Source organism: Nostoc sp. (assembly GCF_036917235.1).
In the GTDB taxonomy this organism is placed as follows: Bacteria; Cyanobacteriota; Cyanobacteriia; order Cyanobacteriales; family Nostocaceae; genus Nostoc.
The window spans coordinates 1-26,573 of the sequence record NZ_JBALDU010000083.1 but is presented as its reverse complement, the minus strand read 5'-3'; the positions used below and the strand labels follow the sequence as shown (position 1 = coordinate 26,573).

The 26,573-nt window shown below is 42.1% G+C and carries 24 protein-coding genes and 1 pseudogene; 16 read left to right on the top strand and 9 right to left on the bottom strand.

Features of this window, described 5'->3' with window-relative positions; all coding sequences use genetic code 11:
• The 5 genes and pseudogenes from V7K44_RS23770 to V7K44_RS33285 form a co-directional block, all read left to right on the top strand.
• Positions 1–3,303 (top strand): putative Ig domain-containing protein (locus V7K44_RS23770; RefSeq protein ID WP_334935000.1); only part of this gene is annotated, 3,303 nt, incomplete at its 5' end.
• Positions 3,304–3,513: 210 nt separating this feature from the next.
• Positions 3,514–3,903, top strand: coding sequence for a DUF1499 domain-containing protein (locus V7K44_RS23765; RefSeq protein ID WP_334934998.1), 390 nt, complete (start codon positions 3,514–3,516; stop codon positions 3,901–3,903).
• A 395-nt stretch (positions 3,904–4,298) separates the two neighbouring features.
• The gene (locus V7K44_RS23760; RefSeq protein ID WP_334934996.1) at positions 4,299–4,967 is read left to right on the top strand and encodes a DUF1345 domain-containing protein; all 669 of its coding nucleotides are present in this window, start codon (positions 4,299–4,301) and stop codon (positions 4,965–4,967) included.
• A gap of 114 nt (positions 4,968–5,081) precedes the next feature.
• Positions 5,082–5,327 carry a ChaB family protein gene (locus tag V7K44_RS23755; protein WP_334934994.1) on the top strand — a complete coding sequence of 82 codons (246 nt, stop codon included), beginning with the start codon at positions 5,082–5,084 and terminating at the stop codon, positions 5,325–5,327.
• A gap of 156 nt (positions 5,328–5,483) precedes the next feature.
• Positions 5,484–5,633, top strand: a pseudogene (locus V7K44_RS33285) (GNAT family N-acetyltransferase); the annotation flags it as partial.
• A gap of 18 nt (positions 5,634–5,651) precedes the next feature.
• On the opposite strand, the gene V7K44_RS23750 reads toward V7K44_RS33285, so the two are convergent.
• The 4 genes from V7K44_RS23750 to V7K44_RS23735 form a co-directional block, all read right to left on the bottom strand.
• The gene (locus V7K44_RS23750; RefSeq protein WP_334934992.1) at positions 5,652–6,134 is read right to left on the bottom strand and encodes a cupin domain-containing protein; all 483 of its coding nucleotides are present in this window, start codon (positions 6,132–6,134) and stop codon (positions 5,652–5,654) included.
• 272 nt (positions 6,135–6,406) lie between these two features.
• Positions 6,407–6,574, bottom strand: a complete 168-nt coding sequence (locus tag V7K44_RS23745) for a hypothetical protein (protein ID WP_334715838.1) — start codon at positions 6,572–6,574, stop codon at positions 6,407–6,409.
• A 131-nt stretch (positions 6,575–6,705) separates the two neighbouring features.
• Positions 6,706–10,947, bottom strand: coding sequence for a PAS domain S-box protein (locus V7K44_RS23740; RefSeq protein WP_334934989.1), 4,242 nt, complete (start codon positions 10,945–10,947; stop codon positions 6,706–6,708).
• 424 nt (positions 10,948–11,371) lie between these two features.
• Positions 11,372–11,575 (bottom strand): diguanylate cyclase domain-containing protein, encoded by a 204-nt coding sequence (locus V7K44_RS23735; RefSeq protein ID WP_334934987.1) that lies wholly within the window; start codon positions 11,573–11,575, stop codon positions 11,372–11,374.
• Between the two features lie 158 nt (positions 11,576–11,733).
• On the opposite strand from V7K44_RS23735, the gene V7K44_RS23730 reads away from it, so the two are divergent.
• The 6 genes from V7K44_RS23730 to V7K44_RS23705 all read left to right on the top strand — a co-directional run bounded on the left by V7K44_RS23730 (position 11,734) and on the right by V7K44_RS23705 (position 17,475).
• Positions 11,734–12,744 (top strand): ABC transporter ATP-binding protein, encoded by a 1,011-nt coding sequence (locus V7K44_RS23730; RefSeq protein ID WP_334934984.1) that lies wholly within the window; start codon positions 11,734–11,736, stop codon positions 12,742–12,744.
• Entirely contained in the window at positions 12,745–13,557 is an 813-nt protein-coding gene (locus V7K44_RS23725; RefSeq protein ID WP_334934981.1) for an ABC transporter permease, read from the top strand.
• Between the two features lie 243 nt (positions 13,558–13,800).
• Positions 13,801–15,609, top strand: coding sequence for a GldG family protein (locus tag V7K44_RS23720; RefSeq protein WP_334934979.1), 1,809 nt, complete (start codon positions 13,801–13,803; stop codon positions 15,607–15,609).
• A gap of 93 nt (positions 15,610–15,702) precedes the next feature.
• Positions 15,703–16,329, top strand: a complete 627-nt coding sequence (locus V7K44_RS23715) for a DUF4340 domain-containing protein (RefSeq protein WP_334934976.1) — start codon at positions 15,703–15,705, stop codon at positions 16,327–16,329.
• 95 nt (positions 16,330–16,424) lie between these two features.
• Positions 16,425–17,279, top strand: coding sequence for a formyltetrahydrofolate deformylase (purU, locus tag V7K44_RS23710; protein ID WP_334934973.1), 855 nt, complete (start codon positions 16,425–16,427; stop codon positions 17,277–17,279).
• Positions 17,280–17,316: 37 nt separating this feature from the next.
• Entirely contained in the window at positions 17,317–17,475 is a 159-nt protein-coding gene (locus V7K44_RS23705) for a pentapeptide repeat-containing protein (protein WP_334934971.1), read from the top strand.
• A 53-nt stretch (positions 17,476–17,528) separates the two neighbouring features.
• Here the strand turns inward: V7K44_RS23705 and V7K44_RS23700 are convergent, their stop codons facing one another.
• Positions 17,529–17,831: a PIN domain-containing protein gene (locus V7K44_RS23700; RefSeq protein WP_334934969.1), complete on the bottom strand. Its 303-nt coding sequence runs from the start codon at positions 17,829–17,831 to the stop codon at positions 17,529–17,531.
• On the bottom strand, positions 17,828–18,112 hold the full coding sequence (locus tag V7K44_RS23695) for a hypothetical protein (protein ID WP_334934967.1): 285 nt from the start codon (positions 18,110–18,112) through the stop codon (positions 17,828–17,830). The genes V7K44_RS23700 and V7K44_RS23695 overlap by 4 nt, the downstream gene beginning before the upstream one ends.
• A gap of 488 nt (positions 18,113–18,600) precedes the next feature.
• Here V7K44_RS23695 and V7K44_RS23690 point away from each other — a divergent pair, with 488 nt between their 5' ends.
• A complete protein-coding gene (locus V7K44_RS23690; RefSeq protein WP_334934965.1) occupies positions 18,601–20,889 on the top strand; it encodes an FUSC family protein in 2,289 nt (762 codons plus the stop codon).
• 233 nt (positions 20,890–21,122) lie between these two features.
• The gene (locus V7K44_RS23685) at positions 21,123–21,320 is read left to right on the top strand and encodes a hypothetical protein (protein WP_334934962.1); all 198 of its coding nucleotides are present in this window, start codon (positions 21,123–21,125) and stop codon (positions 21,318–21,320) included.
• Between the two features lie 6 nt (positions 21,321–21,326).
• Here the strand turns inward: V7K44_RS23685 and V7K44_RS23680 are convergent, their stop codons facing one another.
• Positions 21,327–21,653 (bottom strand): DUF3140 domain-containing protein, encoded by a 327-nt coding sequence (locus V7K44_RS23680; protein WP_334934960.1) that lies wholly within the window; start codon positions 21,651–21,653, stop codon positions 21,327–21,329.
• 9 nt (positions 21,654–21,662) lie between these two features.
• Positions 21,663–21,878, bottom strand: a complete 216-nt coding sequence (locus V7K44_RS23675; RefSeq protein WP_094348753.1) for a DUF2945 domain-containing protein — start codon at positions 21,876–21,878, stop codon at positions 21,663–21,665.
• Between the two features lie 224 nt (positions 21,879–22,102).
• Here V7K44_RS23675 and V7K44_RS23670 point away from each other — a divergent pair, with 224 nt between their 5' ends.
• Positions 22,103–22,786: an ATP-dependent Zn protease gene (locus V7K44_RS23670; RefSeq protein WP_334934958.1), complete on the top strand. Its 684-nt coding sequence runs from the start codon at positions 22,103–22,105 to the stop codon at positions 22,784–22,786.
• A 109-nt stretch (positions 22,787–22,895) separates the two neighbouring features.
• Here V7K44_RS23670 and V7K44_RS23665 read toward each other — a convergent pair whose 3' ends face one another.
• A complete protein-coding gene (locus V7K44_RS23665) occupies positions 22,896–24,161 on the bottom strand; it encodes a glycoside hydrolase family 10 protein (protein ID WP_334934956.1) in 1,266 nt (421 codons plus the stop codon).
• 324 nt (positions 24,162–24,485) lie between these two features.
• Here V7K44_RS23665 and bchI point away from each other — a divergent pair, with 324 nt between their 5' ends.
• Positions 24,486–25,610: a magnesium chelatase ATPase subunit I gene (gene bchI / locus V7K44_RS23660; RefSeq protein WP_334934954.1), complete on the top strand. Its 1,125-nt coding sequence runs from the start codon at positions 24,486–24,488 to the stop codon at positions 25,608–25,610.
• Positions 25,611–25,782: 172 nt separating this feature from the next.
• On the top strand, positions 25,783–26,079 hold the full coding sequence (locus V7K44_RS23655; RefSeq protein ID WP_094348316.1) for a hypothetical protein: 297 nt from the start codon (positions 25,783–25,785) through the stop codon (positions 26,077–26,079).
• Positions 26,080–26,573: the final 494 nt, after the last annotated feature.

The following is a 26,573-nucleotide window of genomic DNA, read 5'->3' as shown; positions in this document are numbered from 1 at the left end:
CTTGAAAACGGCAACCCTCTACCGAGTTGGTTAAGTTTCAATGCTACTACCAAAACCTTCAGTGGTACTCCCTTAAATGAAAACGTCGGTAGTCTCAACATTAAAGTTATCGCCACAGATACTGCTCTTGCCCAAGCGAATGATGTTTTTACACTCACCGTTAACAACACCAACGATCCGCCAGAAGTATTTCAGGCGATCGCAGACAAAGAAGCAACAGAAGACACGGGTTTCAATTTCACTTTCTTAGACAACACCTTTAAGGATGTCGATGCTGGCGACATTCTCACTTACACTGCCACCCTCGAAAACGGCGACTCTCTACCGAGTTGGTTAAGTTTCAATGCTGCTACCAAAACCTTCAGTGGTACTCCCTTGAATGCAAACGTGGGTAGCCTGAACATTAAAGTTACTGCTACGGATACTGCTCTTGCCCAAGTCAGTGATGTTTTTGTACTCACCGTTAACAACACCAACGATCCGCCAGAGGTATTTCAGGCGATCGCTAATCAACAAGCAACAGAAGACACAGATTTCAATTTCGCTATCCCAGACAACACTTTCATTGATATCGATGGCGATAGCCTCACCTACACTGCTACCCTCGAAAACGGCGACTCTCTACCGAGTTGGTTAAGCTTCAATGCTGCGACCAAAACCTTAAGTGGTACTCCCTTAAATGCAAACGTGGGTAGCCTCAACATTAAAGTTACTGCTACAGATCCAGATATTGCTCAAGTCAGTGATGTTTTTGTACTTACCGTTAACAACACCAACGATCCGCCAGAGGTGGCGAATGAAATTGCAGATCCAGAAACAACAGAAGACACGGTTTTCAATTTCACTTTCTCAGAAAACGCCTTCATTGATGTCGATGCTGACGATAATCTCACCTACACTGCAACCTTGCAAAACGGCAACACTCTGCCGACTTGGTTAAGCTTCAATGCCGATACTAAAACCTTCAGTGGCACTCCCTTAAATGCGGATGTGGGTAGTCTGAATATTAAAGTTACTGCCACAGATACTTCTCTTGCTCAAGTCAGTGATGTGTTTGTACTCACTGTTAAAAACGCCAATGATGCGCCAGAGGTGATGAATGAAATTGCTAACCAAGAAGCAACAGAAGACACGGTTTTCAATTTCACTTTCTCAGAAGACACCTTTATTGATGTCGATGCTGGCGATAGCCTCACTTACACTGCCACTCTTGACAACGGCGATCTTCTACCCAGTTGGTTAAGCTTCAATGCTGCTACCAAAACCTTTAATGGCACTCCCTTAAATGCTGATGTGAGTAACTTCAACATTAAAGTTACTGCTAGGGATATTTTTGGGGTTGAAGTCAGCGATGATTTTGCACTCACTGTTAAGAACGTTAACGATGCGCCAGAGTTAGTTGAAGCGATCGCTAATCGAAAGGTAGTCATAAATACGCAGTTTAATTTCACTATCCCAGAAAATACTTTCATTGATATCGATGCTGGTGATAGCCTCACCTACACTGCTACTCTCGAAAACGGCGATCCACTGCCCAGTTGGCTAACTTTTAATTCTGCTACCCAGAATTTTAGTGGTACTCCGACGATGGAGAATTTGGGTAATCAGAATATCAAAGTCACTGCCAAAGATATTTCTGGGGATGAAGTCAGTGATGTGTTTGTACTGACAGTTGCTAAGTTCAATAGCGCACCAATTGTAGATCGGGCGATCGCTGACCAAAAAGCCACAGCAAAAACTACTTTCAACTTCACTATCTCTAAAAACACTTTTAGCGATGTGGATCTTGAAGATACCTTGACCTATACCGCTACCTTATACAATGGCGATCCATTACCCAGTTGGTTAAGCTTCAATGCTAATAAGCTTACCTTCAGCGGCACTCCTACGAATGATAATGTGGGTAGCTTGAACATTAAAGTCACCGCCACAGATCCGGCTCTTGCTGAAATTAGCGATGTATTTGCACTCACAATTGCTAAAGCCAACAATCCACCAATTGTAGATCGAGCGATCGCTGACCAAAAAGTTACGGCAGAAACTACCTTCAACTTCACTATCCCTGAAAACACCTTTAGCGATGTAGATATTGAAGATACCCTAACCTACACTGCTACCTTAGACAACGGCGACCCACTACCCAGTTGGTTAAGCTTCAATGCTAATGAGCTTACCTTCAGCGGCACTCCTACGAATAATAACTTGGGTAGCTTGAACATTCAAGTCACCGCCACAGATCCGGCTCTTGCTGAAATTAGTGATGTGTTTGCACTCACCGTTGCTCAAGGGATTACTCCTGAGGCTGAATCAACTAGCCTACTTACAAGAATTACAGGTGATATCTTTACGATCAAAAATCAAGTTAACGGTGAAAAAGCCAAACTCTCAGTCAAGATTAAAAGCAACACCTCCGAAGAAGTCAATGAACTGGGTCTATTTGTCGTTGACGATGCCGAAGGGAGGATTAACGGCGTAGCCCCTGGTGCTGCAAATTACACCGAACTAGCTCTCCAACGAGCAACGGTGCTTCTTTCATCTCTTGCCAAACTACCCAATGGTTTTAATCCCACTGAACTGAGCAGGTTACTGGAATTCAACTCTGAGAGCAATCTAAGATTTTATTTAATCCGTAGCAGCACTACTCAGGCGGTGCTATCTGGACAAACCCCGTTTTCTCAGGTGCTTTTTTCCTCGGATACGAATGTGGACGATACAGGGTTCTCTCTCAACTTCCAGAATTTGGTTTTCAAGATTGCAGCAACAGACCAAGATCCACCTCTAGGTACTGGTCTTCAAGGAAAATATGAACCCGAACTAATTGATTTACGGGATGTGAAACAATTGGTAAAAGCCGAATTTGTAGTTCATAGAGAAGCAGCTTTTAACAACTTTGTCGGCTTTTATCAGATAACTGATGAGAATGGTGGCATCGATACCAATGGCGATGGTACAGCAGATGTGCTGGTTGGACAGGCGGGTTATACTCAAGCTGCGATTAGTAACCGTGTCGCTGGTATTGATTTGAGTGTAGCTAACGAAGGTACAGCAAGTTTTACAGGCACTTTCCAACCTGGTGCTATTTTCGTCCCATTTATCATTGTTAATGCCGGGGCTGATGCAATTCTTGATAGCAATCCCAATAACGATCCGGCGGTTTACTTCTCCTTCTTGGGTGCTAACACTGACCAAGCAGATCATATTCGTCTGTTAGGGAATAACGCTTTTGGCTTTGAGGATTTGGCAAATGGCGGCGATCGAGATTACAACGATTTGATTGTCCGAGTTAATTTGAGTATCGCCTAGTCTGAAGTGACTCGTATAGATGTAATATAGCCTGTAAGCTTTATTGAGCAATAAATACAGGCTTTTTTTATGAAAAAGTCAAATATCAGTCATAAAGAGCGATCGCATCACCGATGTTTTAGTGACAGAAGATGCGATCGCAGCAAAGTATCACAGTGATTCAAACAAATATGTGAGAGTATATTTATTCACTTACCCGGAGACATAATTATGGTTTTTGCTGGCAAACGACCAAATAATTTAGGTATTAGCAACGGTAAATTAGCATCCTGCCCTAATTCCCCTAACTGCGTTTCTAGTCAGAGTCCAGATGCATCTCACCAAATTGCACCACTGACTTTTACATCTACTCCAGAAGAAGCGATTACTAATCTTAAACAGATTATTGAGTCTTTACCAAGAACCAAAATCATTACCGAAAGTAAAGATTATTTATATGCAGAATTTAAAAGTGCTTTACTCGGATTTGTGGATGATGTAGAATTTTATCTAGACCGGAATGCCAATGTTATCCAGGTGCGTTCAGCTTCACGTTTGGGTCAGAGCGATTTGGGTGTTAATCGTCAACGAATAGAGACGATTAGAGCCAAGTTCAATTAATTTGTAATTGAACTAAGGATTGGAAATTAAAGACTGGGATAAGTAAGTAGTTGGGCAAAATTAATTACACAATGTGGCGTTGCTGAATTAAGGGATGATTCTTGTGGGGTGGGCATCCTGCCCGCCCGGAAATACAAGGGACGCTCATGTTGCCCATCCCACAAAAATAGTAAAATCATCCCGCAATGCAACCCCCACAATGTTATTACTAGTGAGACATTCGCAGAGTATTGGATTGATTCACTTGGTTTGCAATGGTTGTAAATATTTTTGTCCATCTATTTATGTGGATTCAAACCCTAGTAAAATCTAGAATGACGATTGTGAAATGTGGTGTGATATTTCACCGAAAATTATGAATTACCAATTAGTTAAACTCTGCGATTGCAATATTTGTGAAACTTAATTTATTTAAAAATTTTGACCCTCGACCCCGACTGATAGTTGCTATCGGACTCGCTGTATTAGTTTTAGTAATCCTGCCGCATTCTCTGCAGTTACCTACTCGTATTCTCTGCGCTTGGAACTCCGGTATTGACTTTTTCTTAGCTATAACTTGGTGGAAAATGACCAAGGCTAACCCAGAAAAAATTCGCCGTTATGCTGAGAGTGAATATGAAGGACATTTGGCTATATTTATGTTGGTGATTGCTGCGGCTTGTGCCAGTGTTTTAGCGATTGGGTTTTTATTAACTCATAAAAAAGGATTGTCAATAATTCTGCTTACCCTACATGTCATACTTTCAATTATGACCATTGTCGGTTCCTGGTTACTAGTGCATACGATGTTTGCAGTGCAATATGCACATAGCTATTACAAATATATTAATCGTAATCATAGTGAAGAAATCACCGGAGGTTTAGATTTTCCTCATAACGACTATCCAGACTACTGGGAATTTTTATATTATTCATTTGTTGTCGGCATGACCAGTCAAGTTTCAGATGTGCAGACAACATCACCCAACATGAGACGCTTGACTCTGTTACATGGCATCTTATCTTTCTTTTTCAATACCACCATTTTAGCTATGAGTATTAATATCATTGCATCCCTGATTTAAAAATTGTTTGACTCAGCCAAAAGTATGATTATTTGGTTCTCTACTTAGAGAAGGAGGAAATTAGATTACCAGTTCTTTAGCATGGACTCAAGTTAAGATAATCGGAGTGAGCTCATGCCTTATAACAAAATAGATGAATTATCTGAAGAAATCAAAGGACAACTGCCTGAACACGCACAACAAATTTTCGTTGCGGCATTTAATGCTGCTCAAAGTGATACTTTGAGTGAAGAGGGTGCGCTTGATATTGCTTGGAATAGTGTAAAAAATGAATACGAACCAGGCAATGATGGCAAATGGCAGAGAAAGCCCGAAGATACTGCGATACATCATAAAGCTGTTGTATCTGGCGGAAACTAAGTAAATTTCACCTGTGGATAAATATTTGATTTCAAGGGTCTTATAAGGGTATAAGGGAAATTTCATTCTTAGAAAGCAGAAATGAAATTTCCCTTTTTTTCACAACTTATGTCAGAAGATAGATATTTCTTATAACTTATATTAGTTGCTATCAATGTCATAGATTCACACGTTGATAATCATCGTGCTATTCGCTGCTATGAAAAATGTGGTTTTGTGAAAGTAAAGCTATTGCCCGCAAATGAACTGCATGAAGGAGAATACTCAGATTGTTGGCTCATGGCAATAGAGCCAAAGAAATCATGAGGAAATGCATTCTACCTGTTATGCCTTCTTACCTGCTACTGGTTCAGCTATATTTTCCATATCGACCAGATTCCACTTTAAACCTTTGCTTCTATATATACGCTTCTGCAAATTTGGATAATCACCGATATCATAGTCTAGCCTTTGACCAACCACTATACATTTGAATATAGAATTGCCCGTGTTTTTCAAGTTGTGCGGCTTACCACCAGCGCGATATCCAATAAAATCTCCTGCTTTAACTGGATAAACACTTTCTCCAATTGTTGCCTCAGCTTCTCCCTCAAGAACGTATACGCACTCTTCTTCGTGATAGTGCATATGAAGCTCCGTTGATTCACGTCCAGGCTCTACTTCAATGATGTGGAAACCGATATTTTTTAAACCTGTCAAATCCCCTAAAGACTTATTCAGTCTGCGAGCATTGGAGTTGAGAAAATGTGTTTTTTCTAGTCCTTCATAAGACTCAATCTCTTCTTTGGTGACTAAATACTTTTCCATTTCTTGATACCAAGGTGCTAAGAAAATTTGATGGTGAATAAGCGAGGGGCCTAAAGATCAATTAAGACGGAAGTTAAAACAGGTTCAAGAGTTCCATCTCAGCAGAAGCGATGCCTACGGCGGTAAACTACGCTTCTATTTGTGGATGGGATTATATCATCACTTCGTTATTAAGTGCAACTCCATAGAGAATTGGTATCAGTTAATGTCTGACTGGATATCGAGAGTAGTACATCAGCTTAGATCGTAGCTAGCTAGAGTACGTTACTAAATTAACTCGCGTGTTCCCAGTCACTAAGTAACTCATGTTGTTGTACTATTTTATGGCATTTATGAAATGGTACTTTAGGAGTACCAATACTCCTACCAGGAAAAGACTGTTTTTTGGTCTTGGTAGGTCTATTTTCTAGGGTTGTTGAACTGAACTGTTGGGTTTTCATTGGTAAATAAATCTCTGATTAAAATCTGAGCACCAATGTATAACATCAATTTGAAAACGGCAAATTTCTGAAGAAAAATAAAAAAGACCTATTTAATTTCTAAAGGAAAGAAGAGAAATTAAAGAGTTTATTTACTCTGAAGGTGAAGTGTGGCCAATGAGACTAACGATCGCTGCGGCTAAATCCACCGGCTCGACGGGTTTAGGTAGATGTTTTTGAAATCCTGCTGCCATTGCTTGGTTGTAATTAATTTCTCCTGCATAAGCAGTTAAAGCGATCGCAGGTATTTGTCCGCCTTGCTCTGGCGGTAATTTTCTCACTTCGCCCAGCAACATATAGCCATCCATGAAGGGCATTCCAATATCGCTTAAGAGGATATCTGGGTGGGATTGCACTAATGTTTGCAGCGCTTCATCTGCTGATTCAACTGCCGTTACTGTCGCACCATATTGTTCCAGCGCAAAGCTAAAAAATTCTCGCACATCAGCTTGATCGTCCACAAGCAGTATTTGTACTCCAGCCAGTAATGTCTCGTCAGTACTGAGTTCTGCTTGAGAAGCTTCACTACTAACTCGCAACTCAGAATTTTTGAGCAAAGGTAGTTTGACTGTGAAGGTAGCTCCTTGTCCTTCTCCCAGACTCTCTGCCTGAACTGTGCCACCATGAAGTTCTACTAGATGACGGACAATTGCCAGTCCCAATCCCAATCCGCCAAAAACTCTGGTTGTCTTAGCATCTGCTTGGCGGAAGTAATCAAAGACATAGGGTAAAAATTCCGGGTTAATTCCTTTACCTGTATCAATTACCTGGATTTGAGCGTCTAAACCAACTTGCTGTAGACGCACTTCTACAAGCCCATCTGTAGGTGTGAATTTAACGGCGTTGGAGAGGAGATTCCACATCACTTGTTGCAAGCGATCGCCATCGCCAAGAACTTTGCCGATATCATTACTTAAGATAATTTGAATTTGAATCGATTTGGCTTCTGCTGCTAAACGCACCGTTTCTAGTGCAGATGCGATCGCTATTTTCAAATCCACTGCATGGAGATTTAACCTAACCTTACCTTGCAAAATCCGCGAAACATCAAGTAAATCTCCAATCAATTGAGTTTGTAACTTGGCATTCCGCTCGATTGTTTCCAATGCTCGGATTTTAGTAGCTTCGTCGAACTTGCGGGTTCTGAGTAACTTTGCCCACCCTAAAATCGGATTCAAGGGAGTTCGGAGTTCATGGGAAAGGACAGCGAGGAATTCATCTTTAATCCGGTTGGCTGTCTCGGCTTGTGCCCTGGCAGTCTTTTCAGCTTCGTAAAGTTGAGCGCGGGCGATGGCTTGCGCACACTGCTGTCCCAGTGTCAACATAAATCCCCGGTCTTCTTCGTTAAATATTTGAAGAGGAGTAAAGCTTAATCCCAAAGCCCCAATTACTTTACCTTCTACTATCAGGGGAATGGAAGCCCAGGCATTATTCGCTATAACAGTCACAACATCTGCTAAGTCGGGATATCTAGCAATCATGGCTGCTAAATTTTCTAAAAAAATTGGCTGCCCAGTTCTGACTGTTTCTGCTATTTGGTTAGGTGCTACGAGCGGAAAACTTGTCGAAGTATTTATGAGCGTTTGCGGATAGCCAATTGCTTGCACAACTTTTAGGGTAGTATTTCCTTCAGTAAGTAAGACAACGGAACCACCAGTAGCTTCCAAGGCGGCAATGCCTTGGTTCACCACTACATCAGCCACCTGTTGGGGAGTTAAGGCTTCCGAGAAGGCAGCAGTTATTTTTTGTAAAAGTACTGTACGATTGACAGACCGTTCAGTTTCCTGGTAAAGTCTGGCGTTGTCGATGGCTATCGCTGCCCGCCGAGCAATATCTTCTGCTAAAGCCAAGTCTGTTTGTTGATAGTACCGACCAGATTCGGCGGTAAAAAAAGAGATTGCTCCAAATAGTTGCCCGCGGGAACGAACTGGAATCACCATCAGAGAACGAATACCCAGACTTTGCAGCAATTGCAGATGTTCGTTGTCTTCAGACATATCTACGAGATTAGAGTCAGATAATTCGGGATAAAAGATAGATATTCCTAGCCTTAGCTGCCGTACAAGCTGTTTGGCTTTGCTTTTGGGTCGATAACGCCGTCGGATTTCGTCTAAAGTATTCAGTTTTGTGGGATCGGCAATTGCGATCGCAATTTGTTTACTTGACCAATCTTCCTCAAAGACATCTACAATGCACAAATCTGCTAAAGTTGGAACTGCTAGATTTGCCACATTTTCTAAGGTGATTTCATAATCTAATGAGGCAGCTAGTAAGGTGCTGGCTTCGACTAAAAAGTTTTGTGTGGCTTCAATTCGTTTGCGATGGCTAATATCTTCAATAATCCCTAATGCATACATTGGAAGTCCCTTCGCATCCCAAACTGCTGATGAAGTTAGATTTACCCAAACTATAGAACCATCTTTGCGGATGTAGCGCTTTTCTAAGGAATAACCACTAATTTCTTTTGCTACAACTCGCCGAGCATTTTCCAAATCAACTTCTAAGTCGTCAGGGTGGGTAATTTCCTGAAAGTTCATTTGAATTAACTCTTCATGGCTATACCCAGTAATTTCGCACAGAGCAGGATTAATTTGCAGAAATTGTCCATCCAATGCTACTAGAGTAATACCCACAGCTGCCTGATTGAACATTGCCCGAAACCTTTCTTCGCTTTCTCGCAAAGCAACTTCTGTTTGCTTGGCTGCTGTCACATCTGCCAAAATAATGCCAATTCCTACCGTTTCACCCATTGCGTTATCAACTGGGTAATAGTTGCCGAGCCAGTAACCATAACGTCCTAGTTGTCCTCTTGTCTCACCAATGATTTCCATATTCAGCAGGGGTTCTCCAGTATCTAACACGCGCTGTAACTGTGGCTCTAACTCAGCCGCCATCGCTGGCAAAACTTCCCTAAATTTGCGTCCTAGATGTTCTTCTATAGTTAAACCGTTGATGTCTGCGAAAACTTGATTAATGCGGATATATTGCAGTTCCCGATCCAAAAAGCATACGGCAACAGGAGCCGCTCCTAGCAACGCATCTAGGAGAGATAAAGATTCGGCATAATGGACTAAAGCTTGCTGGATGTCTCGATAAAGTTGGGCATTTTCTACTGCTAAGGCCGCACGATGGGTAATCTCTGTTGCTAAAGTTAGGTCAGTGCGATCGTAGCGACGGTTTGATTCTGCGGTGACAAAGCTGATAGCGCCGAGTACTCGCCCTTTTGCGATTAACGGCACAATCATTACAGACTTCATCCCCAATTGCCGAACAAGTTCTAAGTGTTCCTGATTCTGAGTAGTCGCCACTAATAGCGAATCAGATACCTCTGAGAGCAATTCGCTTTGCCCGGTTTGCAGTACTCTAGTAATTGCACTTGTACCCTTGTAATCTGTCACATACTCCTGAATTTTACGCGCCAACTCCGCTTTCGATGGGTCTGCATGGGCAATGGGTAGACGACGAATGGAACCATCTTCATTTAAAATATCAACGCTACACCAATCAGCTAGTTGGGGAACTGAGATTTTAGCGATCTGTTCTAAGGTTTGTTCATAATCTAGCGAAGTAGAGAGTAAACTACTAATTTGGGCAATATAGTGGAGTCTTTCCTCAGCCTGCTTGCGCTCAGTAATATTCACACCTGCACAGATAATACCTAAAATGCTATTGTCTGCATCCCTTAGTGGTTCAATTAGCAAATCATAAAAACAGTCTTCTCCAGAAGTTGTCAGACAAACCTCTTCACGGGTTGCAACACCAGTCTCTATTACCTTTAGCTTAATTGCCTGCAATTGCTCTGCTACTGAGGCTGGAAATAATTCATCATCAGACTTACCTAACATTTCCTCAGCAGTGTCTAGGCCTTGAGGATTATGAATCCACTGATATCGCAAATCACGATCCTGCTGAAATACCACGATATCTGAACTACTTAACGCTAATCGAAATCTTTCTTCACTAACTTTCAGCTGTTGCAGATTTATATCAGCTCGTCTTTTCGCAGTCTTTAATGCCTCACATAAGATACTAAAGAGCAATCCTTGTAATGCAAACAACCCAATTCGTACAGAATTAGAGAAGTCAAAACTCAGCTCATAAGCTGGGGAGAGAAAGAAGTAATTGCTTAGTAATGCAGACAAAGAAGTTGCTAATAACCCTGACTTCAAACCACCATACCAAGCACTCAACATTACAGCGCTAAAAAACAGCAGGAAAGGAGTTCCGCTCATGTTTAACCAGGGGTCTAGCATCAACATTAGCACTAGTGCAAGTGCGACAATTAATACAACGATGCTATAACGCAGTAACTGAGAATAATGAATATGGGGCATGAAAAGTTTTTGGAACAACCAATACTCATTACAAAGACTGTATATAGCCTAAGCTAGTTTGTAAATTTTAGTAACTTATCTCTAGATAGATTTTTGCTGAGTTGTAAAAACCTCTTTTGCTAGAGGTTTATTTGTTAGCTATCTGATATGTAAATCAAAAGTTTAGCTCGATCCATCAAGATAAATTGCACTGTTTTGCTAATCTAAAATACTAAATACAAACACGAAACTGATTTATAATAACAAATATATAATAATATCTGTTTCAGGAAAAAGATAAGTATAAAATATTGGCTGTCGGTAATTAACTGCCATATTACTATTTATTTGTTGGACATCAATATTGAAATTTAAATGCATAAGTAAGCAATTGATATTGCCAGGATATTTACTTAAGCACTGGAGATAATAACAACGCGATCGCCTACTTGTAGTTTGACTTATTTGTTCCTAAGACAATACCGATGCTTGTACTGATAACCACTTCCGAATCATTAAGTATCAATGGTGTTTGAAAATCTTTTAGAATCCGCTCAGTAAATTGAATAGCTTTTTCAATACCAGAAATACCTTCCAGGAGAATTACGAATTCGTCACCACCGATTATGAGACGGGTGAGGACACCCATACCACAAGAAAATTTGGGATTTTTTTATTTGGAAATCCCTAAAGAGGTTTTTCAGGAACTTTACCCTTTGTCGGCTAATCTTAGTGCCAGTCCCCCATACTCAATATTGCGATCTAAGATTGTTGGGTATTCTATAAATTGCGATCGCCACTATACGGATGATTGAAGTTGAACATCTGAGTAAAATATACGGCTCTACCCCAGCGATTACTGATGTCACTTTTAGCGTCGAACCTGGGGAGATTTTAGGGCTGTTAGGCCCCAATGGCGCTGGAAAAACCACAACCATGCGGATTCTGGCTGGTTATTTACCGGCAACCAATGGAAATGCCCGGATTGCTGGTTATGATGTCCATGAAAATTCTCTGGCTGTGCGCCAACGAATTGGTTATTTACCCGAAACACCGCCGTTATATCCAGACATGACGGTGGAGGGATTTTTGCATTTTGTCGCCCGAATTAAGGGAGTTTCAGCAGGCGATCGCCCCAATAAGGTGACAGCCGCCATCGAACGCTGCAACTTAGAAGATAAGCGAAAGGTAATTATCCGCAAACTCTCAAAAGGATACCGCCAAAGAGTCGGAATTGCTCAAGCGATCGTCCACGATCCCCCAGCGATTATTTTGGATGAACCTACCGTTGGACTCGATCCTCGACAAATAATTGAAGTGCGGAATTTAATTAAAAGTCTCGCTGGTACTCACACAATTATTCTTTCCACGCACATTCTGCCAGAAGTGAGTATGACTTGTAGCCGCGTCGCCATTATCAATCGCGGTAAAGTGGTGGCAACTAATACACCAGAAAACCTGATGACTCAGTTGACAGGTGGTTCAGGGTACGAATTGGAAATAGAAGGAGAAGCTGCCCTAGCGAAACAGGTATTGCAAAAAGTCGCGGGTGTGAGCCTGATAGAATCAATTCCGACAGCCGGAATGCACGGACATCAACCCCAGGAAAACCGCGCTTACCTGCGGGTGATATCGCAACCAGGAAAAGAACCAGGACGCGATATTGCCACAACATTAGTGCGTGCGGGATTCGGTTTACATGAACTGCGGAGGGTTAACGCCACCTTAGAAGATGTATTCTTGCAACTGACCACAGAAGAAAAGAATTTCGATCCTGAGGTAGACTTAGCAGCAGACAAAGAAGGAGAGGCAGCGTAAATGGGTATAGTGCTGAGTAATATTATTGCCATTTATCGCCGAGAGTTACAGAGTTATTTTGTATCGCCCTTAGCTTATGCGATCGCAGGCATATTTTGGTTAATCGCCGGGTTATTCTTCGTGATGATTTTGCTAGGGCCAGACGGCATTTTGGTAGGAGTTGCGGCAATAGATGCACAAGGGCAACAGCTGGGAGTACCAGTACCCCCGATAGATGTCCCTTACGAATTTGTCCGAGCATTTTTGGATCGTATGGGATGGCTATTGTTATTTATCCTGCCCATACTGTCGATGGGACTCTATGCCGAAGAACGGAAGCGGGGCACTTTAGAACTGTTAGCCACCTCACCAATCACCAATTGGGCGGTAGCTGTAGGTAAATTATTAGGTGTGATAACATTTTTTATCACAATGGTTTTACCCATGCTAGTGTTGGAAGCGATCGCCATTAGCGGCTCAAATCCACCAATGACACCCTCAATTCCCTTATTGGGTCATATTGGATTAATCTTACTAGCAGCAGCAATTTTATCTGTAGGAATGTTTATTTCTTCATTAACAGACAGCACAATTTTGTCTGCCGTTCTTACCTTTGCAGTAATCTTATTATTGTTATTGATTGATTTAATCGCCAAAATTGTTCCTGGCCCCGTAGGCGAAGCTTTAGGTTATCTATCGTTGCTGAAACATTACAACACATTAATCCAAGGCATTTTTGATACTAGCGCTTTAATTTTATTTGCAAGTTACATTTTTTTGGGCATCTTTCTTACAGCTCAATCAATTGATGCACTGCGTTTTCAAAGGCAATAGTTATATAAGTTATGAGTTAAAAGTTAGGAGTGAGGAGTTGAAGAAAAATCCAAAATCCAGAATACAGAACAAGAAAGTGGGAGAATTAAACCCGTTTATTCAGATGCTTTCTACGAGACGCTGCGCTATCCGCCAGTTATACATAATTGAATTAATTCTGAATTATGGCTCCTGACTCCTGAATTGTGTTTTATTAAAACTCATAATTCCTAACTCCTAACTCCTCACTTCAGTATAAATAATATGAAAATAGTTGCAAAAAATAAACTGTGGAAATATCTGTTTTGGTTGGGGCCGTTCCTAATTGCTGTCGGCTTAACAGTTGGATTAGTCTCTGAACAATGGGGATTAATTCCATTAGTATTTCTAATTACAGGAATTGTCATCAGTGGATTGGGGATAATATGGCAAAGCTACCAGAGTAACTGGTGGAACCGTCGTTCTACCCAAGCTGGGACTAATGCCTTATTGGCGACTCTGGCAGTATTAGCAATTTTGGGATTGATTAACTTTTTGGGAACTCGCTATCACTTGCGGGCAGACTTAACAGAGGCTCAATTATTTACTCTTGCACCCCAGTCACGTGAATTAGTAAGAGTTTTACCACAGCCAGTTAAAGTGTGGGTGTTTGATATTAACCAAAATCCCCAAGACCGAGAACTGCTAGAAAATTATCAGCGCCAAAGCTCAAAATTTAAATATGAGTATATCGACCCCCAAGCTAGACCAGGGCTTGCAGAAAAGTTTGGTGTCAAAGATTATGGAGAAGTTTATTTAGAATCTGGGGATAAACGGCAATTAGTACAGACGATAAATGAAAATGAGCGATTATCAGAAATTAGATTAACTGGTCGTCTGCAACAACTAACAAATTCAACCACAGCCAAAGTTTACTTATTACAAGGTCATGGCGAACGCCAACTTTCGCCTGGTAAAGATGCAATATCACAAGCAGTTCAGGGATTAGGCGATAAAAACTTTACAACATCACCTCTGAATTTAGGAGAAACTTCCAAAGTTCCTCAAGATGCGGCTGTAGTGATAGTAGCTGGCCCCAAACGAGGACTGTTTGAGGGTGAAGTCAAAGCTTTGCAAGAATATCTTAATCGCGGCGGTAATTTACTGCTGATGATCGATCCGAATACCGATCCCAAACTTAACAGCTTGCTACAAGAGTGGGGTGTTCGTCTAGATAATCGTTTAGCAGTCGATGTCTCTGGCGAAAGCGTCGTGGGACTTGGCCCTGCTGCGCCCTTAGTCACAGAATATGGACAACATCCAATTACCAAAGATTTCGGTAACGGCAATTCCTTTTATCCGATTGCCCGACCACTGGAAATTACCTCTGTACCTGGTGTTCAGGCTACTCCACTGCTACGAACCAAACCCTACCCCAGCAGTTGGGCAGAAAGCGACCTCCAAAGCGAAAAATTAGAGTTTAATGCAGATAAAGACCTCAAAGGGCCTCTAACCTTGGGTGTTGCCTTAACAAGAAAACAAACACCCAAATCTACCTCCACTCCCCAAGCCTCACCTACACCTTCACCTCTACCTTCACCAACCACTCAAAGCAAGACTAGCCCGACTCCTTCAGCCTCACCCAAGACTCCACAAGCGTTACTCTTACCATCACCAACTACCCAAAGCAAGACTAGCCCGACTCCTTCCCCTTCCCCCAAGACTCCACAAGCGTTACCCCTACCATCACCAAGGACTCAAGGGAAGGCTTCGCCCAGTTCCTCATCTCCTTCATCTTCCCCTACTTCCTCATCTCAAACAGCTACCGAGTCTCGGTTAGTAGTTTTAGGAAATTCCGATTTCGCCACCGATGGTTTGTTTCAACAGCAATTAAATGGAGATGTATTCCTCAACTCAGTTACTTGGCTGAGTCAACAGGATCAGCAACCCCTTTCCATTCGTCCCAAAGAACCGAAAAATCGGCGCATAACCCTGACAAACACACAAGGTAATCTTTTAATATTGTCATCTCTGTTGATTTTACCCTTAATTGGATTTGCGATCGCAGTTATTATTTGGTGGAAACGACGGTAAAAAGTGATTTAGGAGTTAGGAGTTAGGAGTTACAAGTAGAGACTGGAGAAGAGTTTTTTCCCTGCCCAATGACAAATGACAAATGACTAAAAAATGAAATTGCCACGAACGACTTTAATTTTAATACTCCTAGCTCTGGGTTTAGGTGGTTTTGTTTACTTCTATGAAATTCGGGGTGCAACTGTGCGACAAGAAGTCAAAGAGCAAAAGCAGAAAATTTTCTCTTTTGCAGAAGATGATGTGCAGTCTTTAACAGTCAAGACAAACAAAATCACTCTTAATCTGGAACGTAACCCTCAATCTTCTAGTAACCCCAAGTGGTTAATCAAATCTCCGATATCGGGCCCAGCAAATGACGCTATTGTTTCTTATTTAATGGATTTGTTAGTCAAAGGTAATAGCGAGCGTACTTTATCAACTCCAGCAAAAGAGCTTGGAGAATTTGCCTTAGATCCACCCCAAGCAACTATTAATATCACCCTGAAAAACCGACAAAGCCATCAGTTGATTTTGGGTAAATCTAACTTTAACGGTCGTTTCTTGTATGCTCAAACTGACCCTACTGCTAAACCCGACGGAAATATAAATGTGCTGTTAGTATCTACAGATTTTGCAAATGCCGTCAATCGGGAATTATCAGAGTGGAAACAACCTGTAGATAATAGCCAGAAGCTACCTGGACTCAGTACCCCTTTACCAACTCCAACAAATAGTAAATAAGCAATTACGGTTTCTGTGGTATGTTTCGGTAACGCACAGTGGGTTAGCACATCTGTGCTACTCTACTTCAAATCTTACTATTTTTCTAAGTTACTATGACAAATCCGACAGCAACATTGCTGATTTCCTGCCCCGATCAAAGGGGATTGGTAGCGAAGTTTGCTAATTTCATCTATTCTAACGGTGGTAATATTATCCATGCAGATCAGCACACAGATTTTGCTGCTGAGTTATTCCTCACGCGTATTGAATGGCAGTTAGAGGGATTCAATTTACCGCGAGAATTTATTGCCCCTGCATTTAATGCTATTGCTCAACCTTTAGGTGCTAAGTGGGAATTACGTTTTTCTGATACAGTACCACGCATTGCTATTTGGGTAAGTCGGCAAGACCATTGTCTGTTTGATTTAATTTGGCGACAACGCGCTAAAGAATTTATTGCTGAAATTCCTTTAATTATTAGCAACCATTCTAATTTAAAGGTAGTTGCAGAGCAGTTTAATATTGACTTTCAGCACATTCCTATCACTAAAGACAATAAATCAGAACAAGAAGCCCAACAACTAGAATTACTCCGCCAGTACAAAATAAATTTAGTTGTATTGGCGAAATATATGCAGATTGTTAGTGCAGATTTTATTAGTCAGTTTCCGCAAATTATTAATATACATCATTCATTTTTACCAGCATTTATCGGAGCAAATCCCTATCACCGAGCTTTTGAACGGGGTGTGAAAATTATTGGGGCAACGGCGCATTATGCCACAGCCGATTTAGATGCAGGCCCAATTATTGAACAGGATGTGGTGCGAGTTAGTCACCGTGATGAAGTTGATGATTTGGTGAGAAAAGGCAAAGATTTGGAGAGAATTGTATTAGCAAGAGCGGTGCGATCGCACTTGCAAAATCGTGTATTAGTATATGGTAATAGAACAGTAGTCTTTGAGTAATTTTATACTAAACGTAATGTAAGAGAGCGATGCTTGCTTGGTCGATGCCCATCTTAAAGGAGCTAGTATGGGCAATGTCAATTTTACCCGATGCAACTTGAGTGGAGCAGAACTCAGTGAAAATCCTTGGTTGGAAGGTGCTATCTTTTGCAACACTACTATGCCAGATGGAAGTATTCGTATTAACAACACTTGATTGATTTATAAGCGATGCTGAATCAGCTAACAAAAAGGAAAATCAACCTTAACTTAATGCAAATCATAAGCTCCAATTGGAGTGCCTAATGCTTCTAGCTGAGATCGAATAATTCCAAATGTCATTGCTGCGAGATAGTCAAACGTTAGTGATATAAATTGAGCTAAAAATTCTTGCTGTAAGGTAAGATTAAGTTCTGGGTTGGCACTTTTCATTGCGCCATAAAATAATTCAGCTTTGACGATTGAGCAAACGGCAATATCTTTAGTAGCAGTGGTTTCTAGTTTCTGCTTTAAGGTGAAATTTTTACCACGCATATAGATAATGCAAGTGTTAGTATCTAGCAGAAATTTCACAGGATGGGTTCGCGTTCTTGTTGTTGTCCTTGGGGATGGCGAAAGAATGTTTTATCTTCGATACATCCATAGAATTTAGTCAGGGGATATTCTGGGGTTTCGGTTTGGGTTTCTGGTTGTAAGGACTCAATGAGGGTTTTTAGCAATGTCAAGCCTCGGCTAAGGTCGAGTTCTTCGATGAGTTCAGCTAAGGGAGATTGACGGAAGAATTCTGAAAGTTTGGTGGGTTGGTTTGGGTGGGTGTTGTGTGTGGTCAGGCTTTGGGCAAGGAATTGGATCATATACAGTTAGTTTATCGTTGGGAGAAAGCTGAAGGAGTTGTTGTTCGAGTTCTGGGATAACCATGATGGGGTTTAAGTGGAGGATAATTTTATTTTACTTTCACTCTTCAGGGGTTAATTTAGTTTGACTCGTTTTTTACCTGTTAATAGTTATTGCATTATCTAGATTTCAGGACTTACGCATCAGTCTTTTAAAACCGAATTGAATCAGCTAGTCGAGTAATCGCACAAGCGATCGCACTTTACGAAAATCTCCTCGAACAGCAGGAAAAAGCTCACAACGAAACTCTGGAACAACGTGAGGCTGAAAAGATGTGGATTTACCAAAAGCGCCAAGAACTTGAACAGGTACAGAATGGGCTGGAAACCATTCTCAGTAAATGCGCCATTGTTTAATCGCCTTCCTTACAGAAAAAAAATAGTTATTTCAAGAATGGCTAAAATGCTGTAAGAAGCGATCGCGCTTTGTTATAGTCGCCAGTCTCATAATGTCATTTACAGATAAACGTCCTCTTAGTTGGTTGTTGCAGCAGTTTCAACTCCAGCCAGGTAAACCCGCCATTGCCTCTGGATTGCGTAGCCTTTTTGTACTGGGTGTCCCGATTGGAATTGGCATCATTACAGGTCATACTGCTGAAAGTGCGATCGCCACTATGGCAGCTTGGTTCGTTGGGATGGTAAATGTTGACGGAGCCTACCGTCAGCGAGCGATCGCTATGATCGCAGCTACCATTGGGGTAACTGTAATGTTCCTAATCGCAAGTCTGGTTAGCAGTCATCTCTGGTTAGCTGTCCCGACCACGTTCTTGGTGATATTTATCACAGGTTTAGCTAGCCTCTATGGCAACGTGGCTGCATCTGTCAGCTTGATTACTTCGATTATGTTTGTGATTGCGCTGGCTAGATTCGCTGCATTTTCTAATTTGTCTACTCTTATTCAACACTGTGGGCTATGTCTGGCTGGTGGAACATGGACAACTGTCTTGTCATTAGGATTGTGGGCGGTGCGTCCTGATGTACCTGCAATACAGACAGTCGCTAACTGTTATCTGTCATTGAGCAATTTTGTAGACTTGGCAAGCCAGAGAGCATTAAATCCAAGAGCTCGTCAGGAATGGGAACAGCGATTTTTGCAAGCTCAAGATACAGTCATTCAAAACTTAACATCTGCCCGTAGCGTCTGGACAACTATCTGGACTAGGCAAAGAGGAGCTACCCTGAGGGGAAATCAGTTACTCGTATTAATTGAGGATATAAATCAAATTGTCAATTCTGTTGTAGCACTGAGCGAACTATTAGCGATCGCATCCGAACATCAACTATTTTCTCGGTTGCAGCCAGAAATTCAGGAAGTTATACAACAGTCGGCAATTGCTCTGCAAATGTTATCACAAGCGATCGCCAAAGGAAAAAACTCACCTCACTTAGGGGATCTCGATAGGAGTCTTGAAGCACTCGAACACCAAAGGCAAGTTCTGCGTTCTCAAATCCTCAATCAAACCATCAATGCTCAGACAGATGAATATTCCGATCTCCTCAACCTTGGGAAAATTACAGCCAGTCTGACAAAACTAGTAGAGCAAATTCATACTGATGCAGAGATTGTTACAGATTTAAGCCAAGGAAAACTGCGTAACAGCATTGCCCAGCGAGATATTTCCCCCCCAGCCCAACCAGAGCGTTCTACAATTATTGATACGCTGCGAAATAACTTCACTTTTGATTCAGTCCTCTTTCGTCATGCGTTGCGCCTCGCACTCATAACAACCCTTGCTGAATTACTTGCCTCGTTATTCCAACTACCTAGAGGCTACTGGATAACGCTAACAGCTTTAGTTGCACTTAAACCTAACTTTGGTGGAACGTCACAGACAACAGTCCAAAGAGTCGTTGGCACTATTTTGGGTGGAATTATCGGTATTGCTCTGGTTTTACTAGTTAAAAATTCATTAGCGAGTGCAGTTTGTTTCCTGCTGCTTGTGTTTGTTGCGATGTCGGTGCGATCGTTAAGCTACAGCTTATTTACCATCCTGCTGACTCCCGCCATCATATTGCTACTCAACATTATTAGTGCAGGTGGCTGGGAGGTTGGAGTATTGCGGATCTTCGATAGCTTGGCTGGGGGTGTCTTAGCATTGCTTGGTAGCTATTTGCTTTTCCCCCGTTGGGAACGACAGCAACTTCCTGCACAACTGGAAAAGACAATTCGAGCTAATCTTGCTTACTTTCAACAGGTGATTGCTAACTATCTCCATCCAGAACATAATGCGATCGCTGATTCTATCAATATGCTACGCCACCAAGCAGCACTAGAAAACGCCAACGCCAACGCCGCAGCTCAACGATTGTTCAGCGAACCTCGTCACATTCAGGGAGAAATCGAACCTGTAATGACGCTGATGATATACATTCGTGGCTTTTTCAGTTCGGTAACAACTTTGGCAGAACATCTGCGCGAATTTAGTGGTGAGTACCAATTTCCTGAAGTAAAGCGACTTGCTGATACCATTGTCCAAGTTTTGGAAAATTTAGCAGATGCCCTTGGACAGGGACAGCCACCTCAACCATTACCAGCGCTGGATAGCTATCTCGAAGCAATTCACAACCAAATCCAACAGCTACATACTGCTCGGTTATCAGAAATTGCTACCAATTCCAACACTTTAACTCCCACATTACAAGCCGTTCGAGAACAAACTCCACTCTCCACAGAACTGGATCGAATTGTTAATGAAATTAAAGTTATGCACTGTGTAATTGCTCGTCTGCAAGAATAATCTTCTTTTCGCGCTGGCGCTGCGCTTTACGCATCGCGCAGGTGTTAACCTCTTGATTTTTTGTGAATCTACGATCGCAGCTACCAGTTTGGCAGGATTGGCTGGTTTTGCAATATGGAGTTAAAATCCGGCTATAAAAACCTGTTTTTGTGTGGTTTCTGCGGCGTAAACACTTAGTACAGCATTTCATTAATTCGTAGCGAATTAATGAAAGGCAATACGTTGCAATGCCAATGCGTCCCTCTGCAATGCCAATGCGTCCCTCTGCAATGCCAATGCGTCCCTCTGCAATGCCAATGCGTCCCTCTGCAATGTTAATGCGTCCCTCTGCAATGCCAATGCATCCCTCTGCAATGCCAATGCTATGCTTTTACGCAAAACTGTACTTAGGGCGATCGCAGGAATTTGCCCACCTAAATGGCGGGCTATAAGGTACTTTACTTCAGTGGATCGTGTCCCCAATTCTTCAAAGAATAGTACGAGTGTGTGTGTTTCAAATCACCTGATGGCTTCTGTGCCATGTGACGATGGACGTAACTAATAACTTTCTTCATGTGCGAAAGATCATCGTTGGTGTAATCATCCTTTCTCTGCAATAGCTGGATGATACGCCGTCCAGATTTATGACCGATTGACTCATCGTCGCCATCCTTTTGCCCGACAGTTTGTGACTCATCCGTATCTAGCCAAGACTCTAGTTCCTTAGATGTCATATTGACAACTTGATAAAACTCATCAATCACGGCTTTAACATCTTTACTCATGACTAAGCATTACTCCTCTACTTTCTTCAGAGCATCAGGCTTGTGAGCAGCTTGTTTTCCTGTCTTATCACTTTCAACTAAGTACTCAGGGTTATCTTCACTTGCAGCAATATGGTGTTCTTTAATATCTGTAGGTGAAGTGAGCTTCTTTACTACTTTGCCAGTTGTCTTACCTTGTGAAGTGTTCCATTCAACCCGATCGCCCTTTTTGAATTGTTCTGCCACATTCATCTCCTATTTGATGTTTTATACCTACTAAAGTCACATTATGTCTGCGACTGGAAAAGCAGCCATCATTCTAGTGATAGAGAAAACATCCGTTATTAAGCCAGTAATTTAATTAGGTGTGAGATGAACAAATTAGGCAATGTCTAGAACTAGCTTGATATAAAAGCTGTGCGATCGCCTCATAATGTAGAAAGATTAAGCAGATTCTCAGAAAACTCTCAATGAGCCAAACTAGCCTAAATTTAGTTGCAATATCTATCTTTCTCATGACCCTATCGGTACTGGTGGGGCCATTCTTCAACTTATCACCGGCAGTACCAGCACTTGCTACTTTCACCATCTTAGGCATAGCGACATTAGATAGCTTCAGCTTGCAAGGCAAGGGTGGTACTATCTTTGTAGATTGGATTGCTGGTTTTTCAAAAGAACACCGCGATCGCATCCTCCACCATGAAGCAGGGCATTTTTTGGTTGCTTACCTATTGGGTATTCCCGTTACTGGCTACACACTCAGCGCTTGGGAAGCCTGGAAACAGGGGCAACCTGGACAAGGCGGCGTTAGCTTTGATGATGGCGAATTAGCATCTCAACTAGAAGTAGGTAAAATCAGCGCCCAAATGTTAGACCGCTACTGCACTGTTTGGATGGCGGGTATTGCTGCTGAAACCCTGGTTTTTAATAATGCTGAGGGTGGAACTGATGATAAAAGCAAGCTGATAGGAGTCTTGACAATGTTAGGCTTTTCTGAGTCAGTTTATCAGCAAAAACTGCGTTTTCATGCTCTCCAGGCAAAAACTCTACTGCAAGAAAATTGGTCTAGCTACGAGACTTTAGTTAGTGCCATGCGACAACGTACTTCGGTAGAAGATTGTCATGCTGAGTTAGGAGTAGGGAGTGGGAAGTAGGAAGTTATATCAAGTTAGTTTTGAGAGTTTGTAGTAAGCACTTTAGTGCTTAAAAAAAAGGACTAAAGTCTTTACTACGAACTCATTAACATCATCTTAAACAGAAAATTTATTCAACTCTGGCGCGGAGTGCAGGAGATGGAAAAAGATTTTCAAATCCAGCTTGTCGCTCACTTAAAGATTCTAGAGCATCGTTCCAAAGACTTTCATAATAAAAGAAGGTTACGCCTAGACCGCGTTCTTGGGCAGCCCGCACCTGAGACTTAATTTGCTGCATAGGAACTGGGTTATTTCGTAACCCTGTCATAATGCCAACTCCAGTTGGAATTCTTTGTTGCGCTTCTTTAATTTCTGCGCGAGAAATATTTTCCACAAAACTTTTCAGATCCGGACGATAAATTTGCACAATTAACTCGTCCACAATATTTTGTCGCATCCAACCTAGCCAATCTTGCAAGTGAAACTTGTAAGCAAAATCATAGTAATTAGGAGAAACAGAGAAAATTGCCTGGGGTTTTCTCTGCTTCACCGCTTGATTAAGTTTTACCATGAATGCCGTAATCTTATCTGCCCGCCACTTTACCCATGCCGCATCTTTAGGATTTTTTGGGGGAGGATTTTTCGTTTCTTTGGTATACAAAGCAACTGTATATTGGTCGTAACCAAATTCGTGAGGCAAACTCATGTGATCGTCAAACTGAATGCCATCGGCATCATATTGGGTAACAGTTTCTAGCACAAGATTGGTGATGAACTGTTGCACTTGTGGAAGGAACGGATTGAGCCACATCACCTCACCAGCAGCACTAATCGAAGTTTGGCTACCATCGCGCTTTTGTGTGAACCAATCCGGGTAATTCATTGCTAGTTCTGAGGTTGGGGGAGCCATGAAACCAAACTCAAACCAGGGAATCACCAGCAATCCTTTACGATGGGCTTGAGTAATCAGGTCTGCGAGAATATCATGTCCATCTGAACCTTTGTAGATAAAAGGTTGAATACCTGCACGTTGTGCTAGGGCACTGGGATACATCACATAGCCAGAATTCCACACCACAGGATAGATTGTGTTGAAGTTCATCCGTCGCAGTTGACTCACTGCATCCTGCACTTTGTCTCGATTCTTGAGGGTGTCAAAATCATTAGTGGTCATCCAAACCCCGCGAATTTCCTGACGGGGTATCTGTGCGATGGCAGGGGTAAAACTGTCCACCAGCAATACCGTAACAAAGGATATTAAAATGAGAATGGGAAAAAGAGACTTGAGTAGTCGCCGCCAACTTCTGACAATAAAAGATGATTTCATAGATTTGAATGATGCATTAGCTACCCACAGACGCCATTGCTTGTTTTTATAATTGAATCTACTAATCATCTAGTTTACAAGTATTTATGCTTACTACAGGATTGATTAGTTGGTAGTTGTTCGTTCCCTGCTTATGGAACTTTTGCACCAGAAAAACTAAAGCAGACAAATTAAGATAGTTGACGCAGCTAATAAGCATTTGTGCCCAATAGATATTGGTATTGAGAGCAGAGGGGCAAAGGAGGAAAAACTTACTGTAATTTCTCCCCTGCTCCCCTGCTCCCCTGCTCCCCTGCTCCCCTGCTCCCCCGCTCCCGATCTTCACATTCCCCCATGCCCTACCTGTGTCACAATGAAGAACTGTAATAAGAAAAATATTGTTAAGGTAATTTAGTGAGTCCAACTGCTCAATCCACGGCAAGTGCGCGTCGCGTAGTATTTCCTTTTACGGCAATTGTGGGCCAGGAAGAAATGAAACTGGCGCTGCTATTGAACGTGATTGACCCCAAAATTGGGGGTGTAATGATTATGGGCGATCGCGGCACCGGGAAATCCACAACTATCCGGGCGCTGGCGGATCTGCTACCAGAAATTTCTGTGGTTGCTAATGACCCATTCAGTAGCGATCCTAGCGACCCTGACTTGATGAGCGATGAAGTCCGCCAACTGTTAGAACAAGGGGCGGAAATTCCCGTAGCTCAGAAAAAAGTCCAAATGGTAGACCTGCCGCTAGGAGCTACAGAAGACCGAGTTTGTGGCACAATAGACATCGAGAAAGCTTTATCTGAAGGTGTCAAAGCTTTTGAACCGGGACTTTTGGCAAAGGCTAACCGGGGCATTCTCTATGTGGATGAAGTCAACTTACTAGATGACCACCTTGTAGACGTGTTACTCGACTCTGCTGCTAGTGGATGGAACACTGTAGAACGAGAAGGTATTTCTATCCGTCACCCAGCGCGTTTCGTGCTTGTGGGTTCTGGAAACCCCGAAGAAGGCGAACTACGCCCCCAATTACTCGATCGCTTTGGGATGCACGCAGAAATTCACACAGTCAAAGAACCAGCTTTGCGGGTGCAAATCGTGGAACAACGGGCGGATTTTGACCAAAACCCGCCAGTATTTCTCGAAAATTACAAACCCCAGCAAGAATCATTACAACAGCAAATTGTCAATGCTCAACAGCTTTTGCCAGAAGTGAAAATTGACTACGATCTGCGGGTGAAAATTTCTGAAGTCTGTTCAGAATTGGATGTGGATGGTTTGCGGGGTGACATTGTTAGTAACCGCGCCGCTAAAGCCTTAACAGCTTATGAAGGACGCACTGAAGTTACAGTTGATGATATCCATCGCGTAATTACCCTATGTTTGCGTCACAGACTGCGGAAAGACCCTTTAGAATCGATTGATTCTGGCTACAAAGTCGCCAAAGTTTTTAGCCGCGTCTTTGGCGTTGAACTACCAGAAAGTGATATCGCACAAAAGAACGGCACAGGTCAAAAGTTAGGAGCTAGGGGTTAAAAGTTAGGAGCGGAGCCGGAAACGCTCCGCCTCCGGTGAAGAATTAATAGTTAAGAGTTTTGAATGGAAAGCTGCTTCATATCTCACAACTTTAATTCCTCAATCAGCACTGACTATATATAACTCCTAACTCTTAACTTCTAACTCCTAACTCTTAACTCAGCACTAAAATATGAGATTTTGGTCTTTTTGGTTCAACAGCTTTGTTCTATCTAGCCAATACAACCCGCCCAGGTTTGTAGAATTATTGATGCTCTTATTAGCGATCGCAATGCTGGCAATAGCCAGTATTTTACCCGATATACCCTATTTAATCTTAGGCTTGAGCTTAGTAGTTGGGGCATCTATTTCCATCTTAGTGCGGGAAGCGATCGCCCCCTCACCCCAAACGCGAATTACTCAACTAACAGCATCTTTATTGCTCATTATCAGCCTCTATGGCTTTGCTGATTTAATGTACACTCTTTAAAATAAGTCATTTGTTATTTGTCCTTTGTCAGTTATAAGCACCAATGACTAATGACTCCATTTTTGCATTTCCACCAATTCCATACACAACTAAATAGGATGCTTGCTTGGTAAGCACTTCAGGTAGCTATCATCCTTTTTCTACTCATCCGCTACTCAATTAAGTATGTAATCTTTCGTTTTTAGCGATCGCCAACTGCGATCGCGCTACTCAAATGCTACTCAACGGAGCAATAGACTCTTAATCTATTGGTTGCGGGTTCAAATCCCTCGTCACCCACCTTTTCAGCCCCTTCATGACAAATCGTTAGAGTGAATCCCCAGTAGTTACTCGCTGCGAATAATACCTTGATTTCGGATTAACCAGGACTTGATTTCACCGACCTGCTCAAGAAGGTGTTCTAATTTGCGTTCGATCTCGTCGAATCCAGTAGCGATGCCTTGTGAAATTTGCACTTGGTTGCTGCGGAGGTGATTAAAATCGCGCTGCTCGTT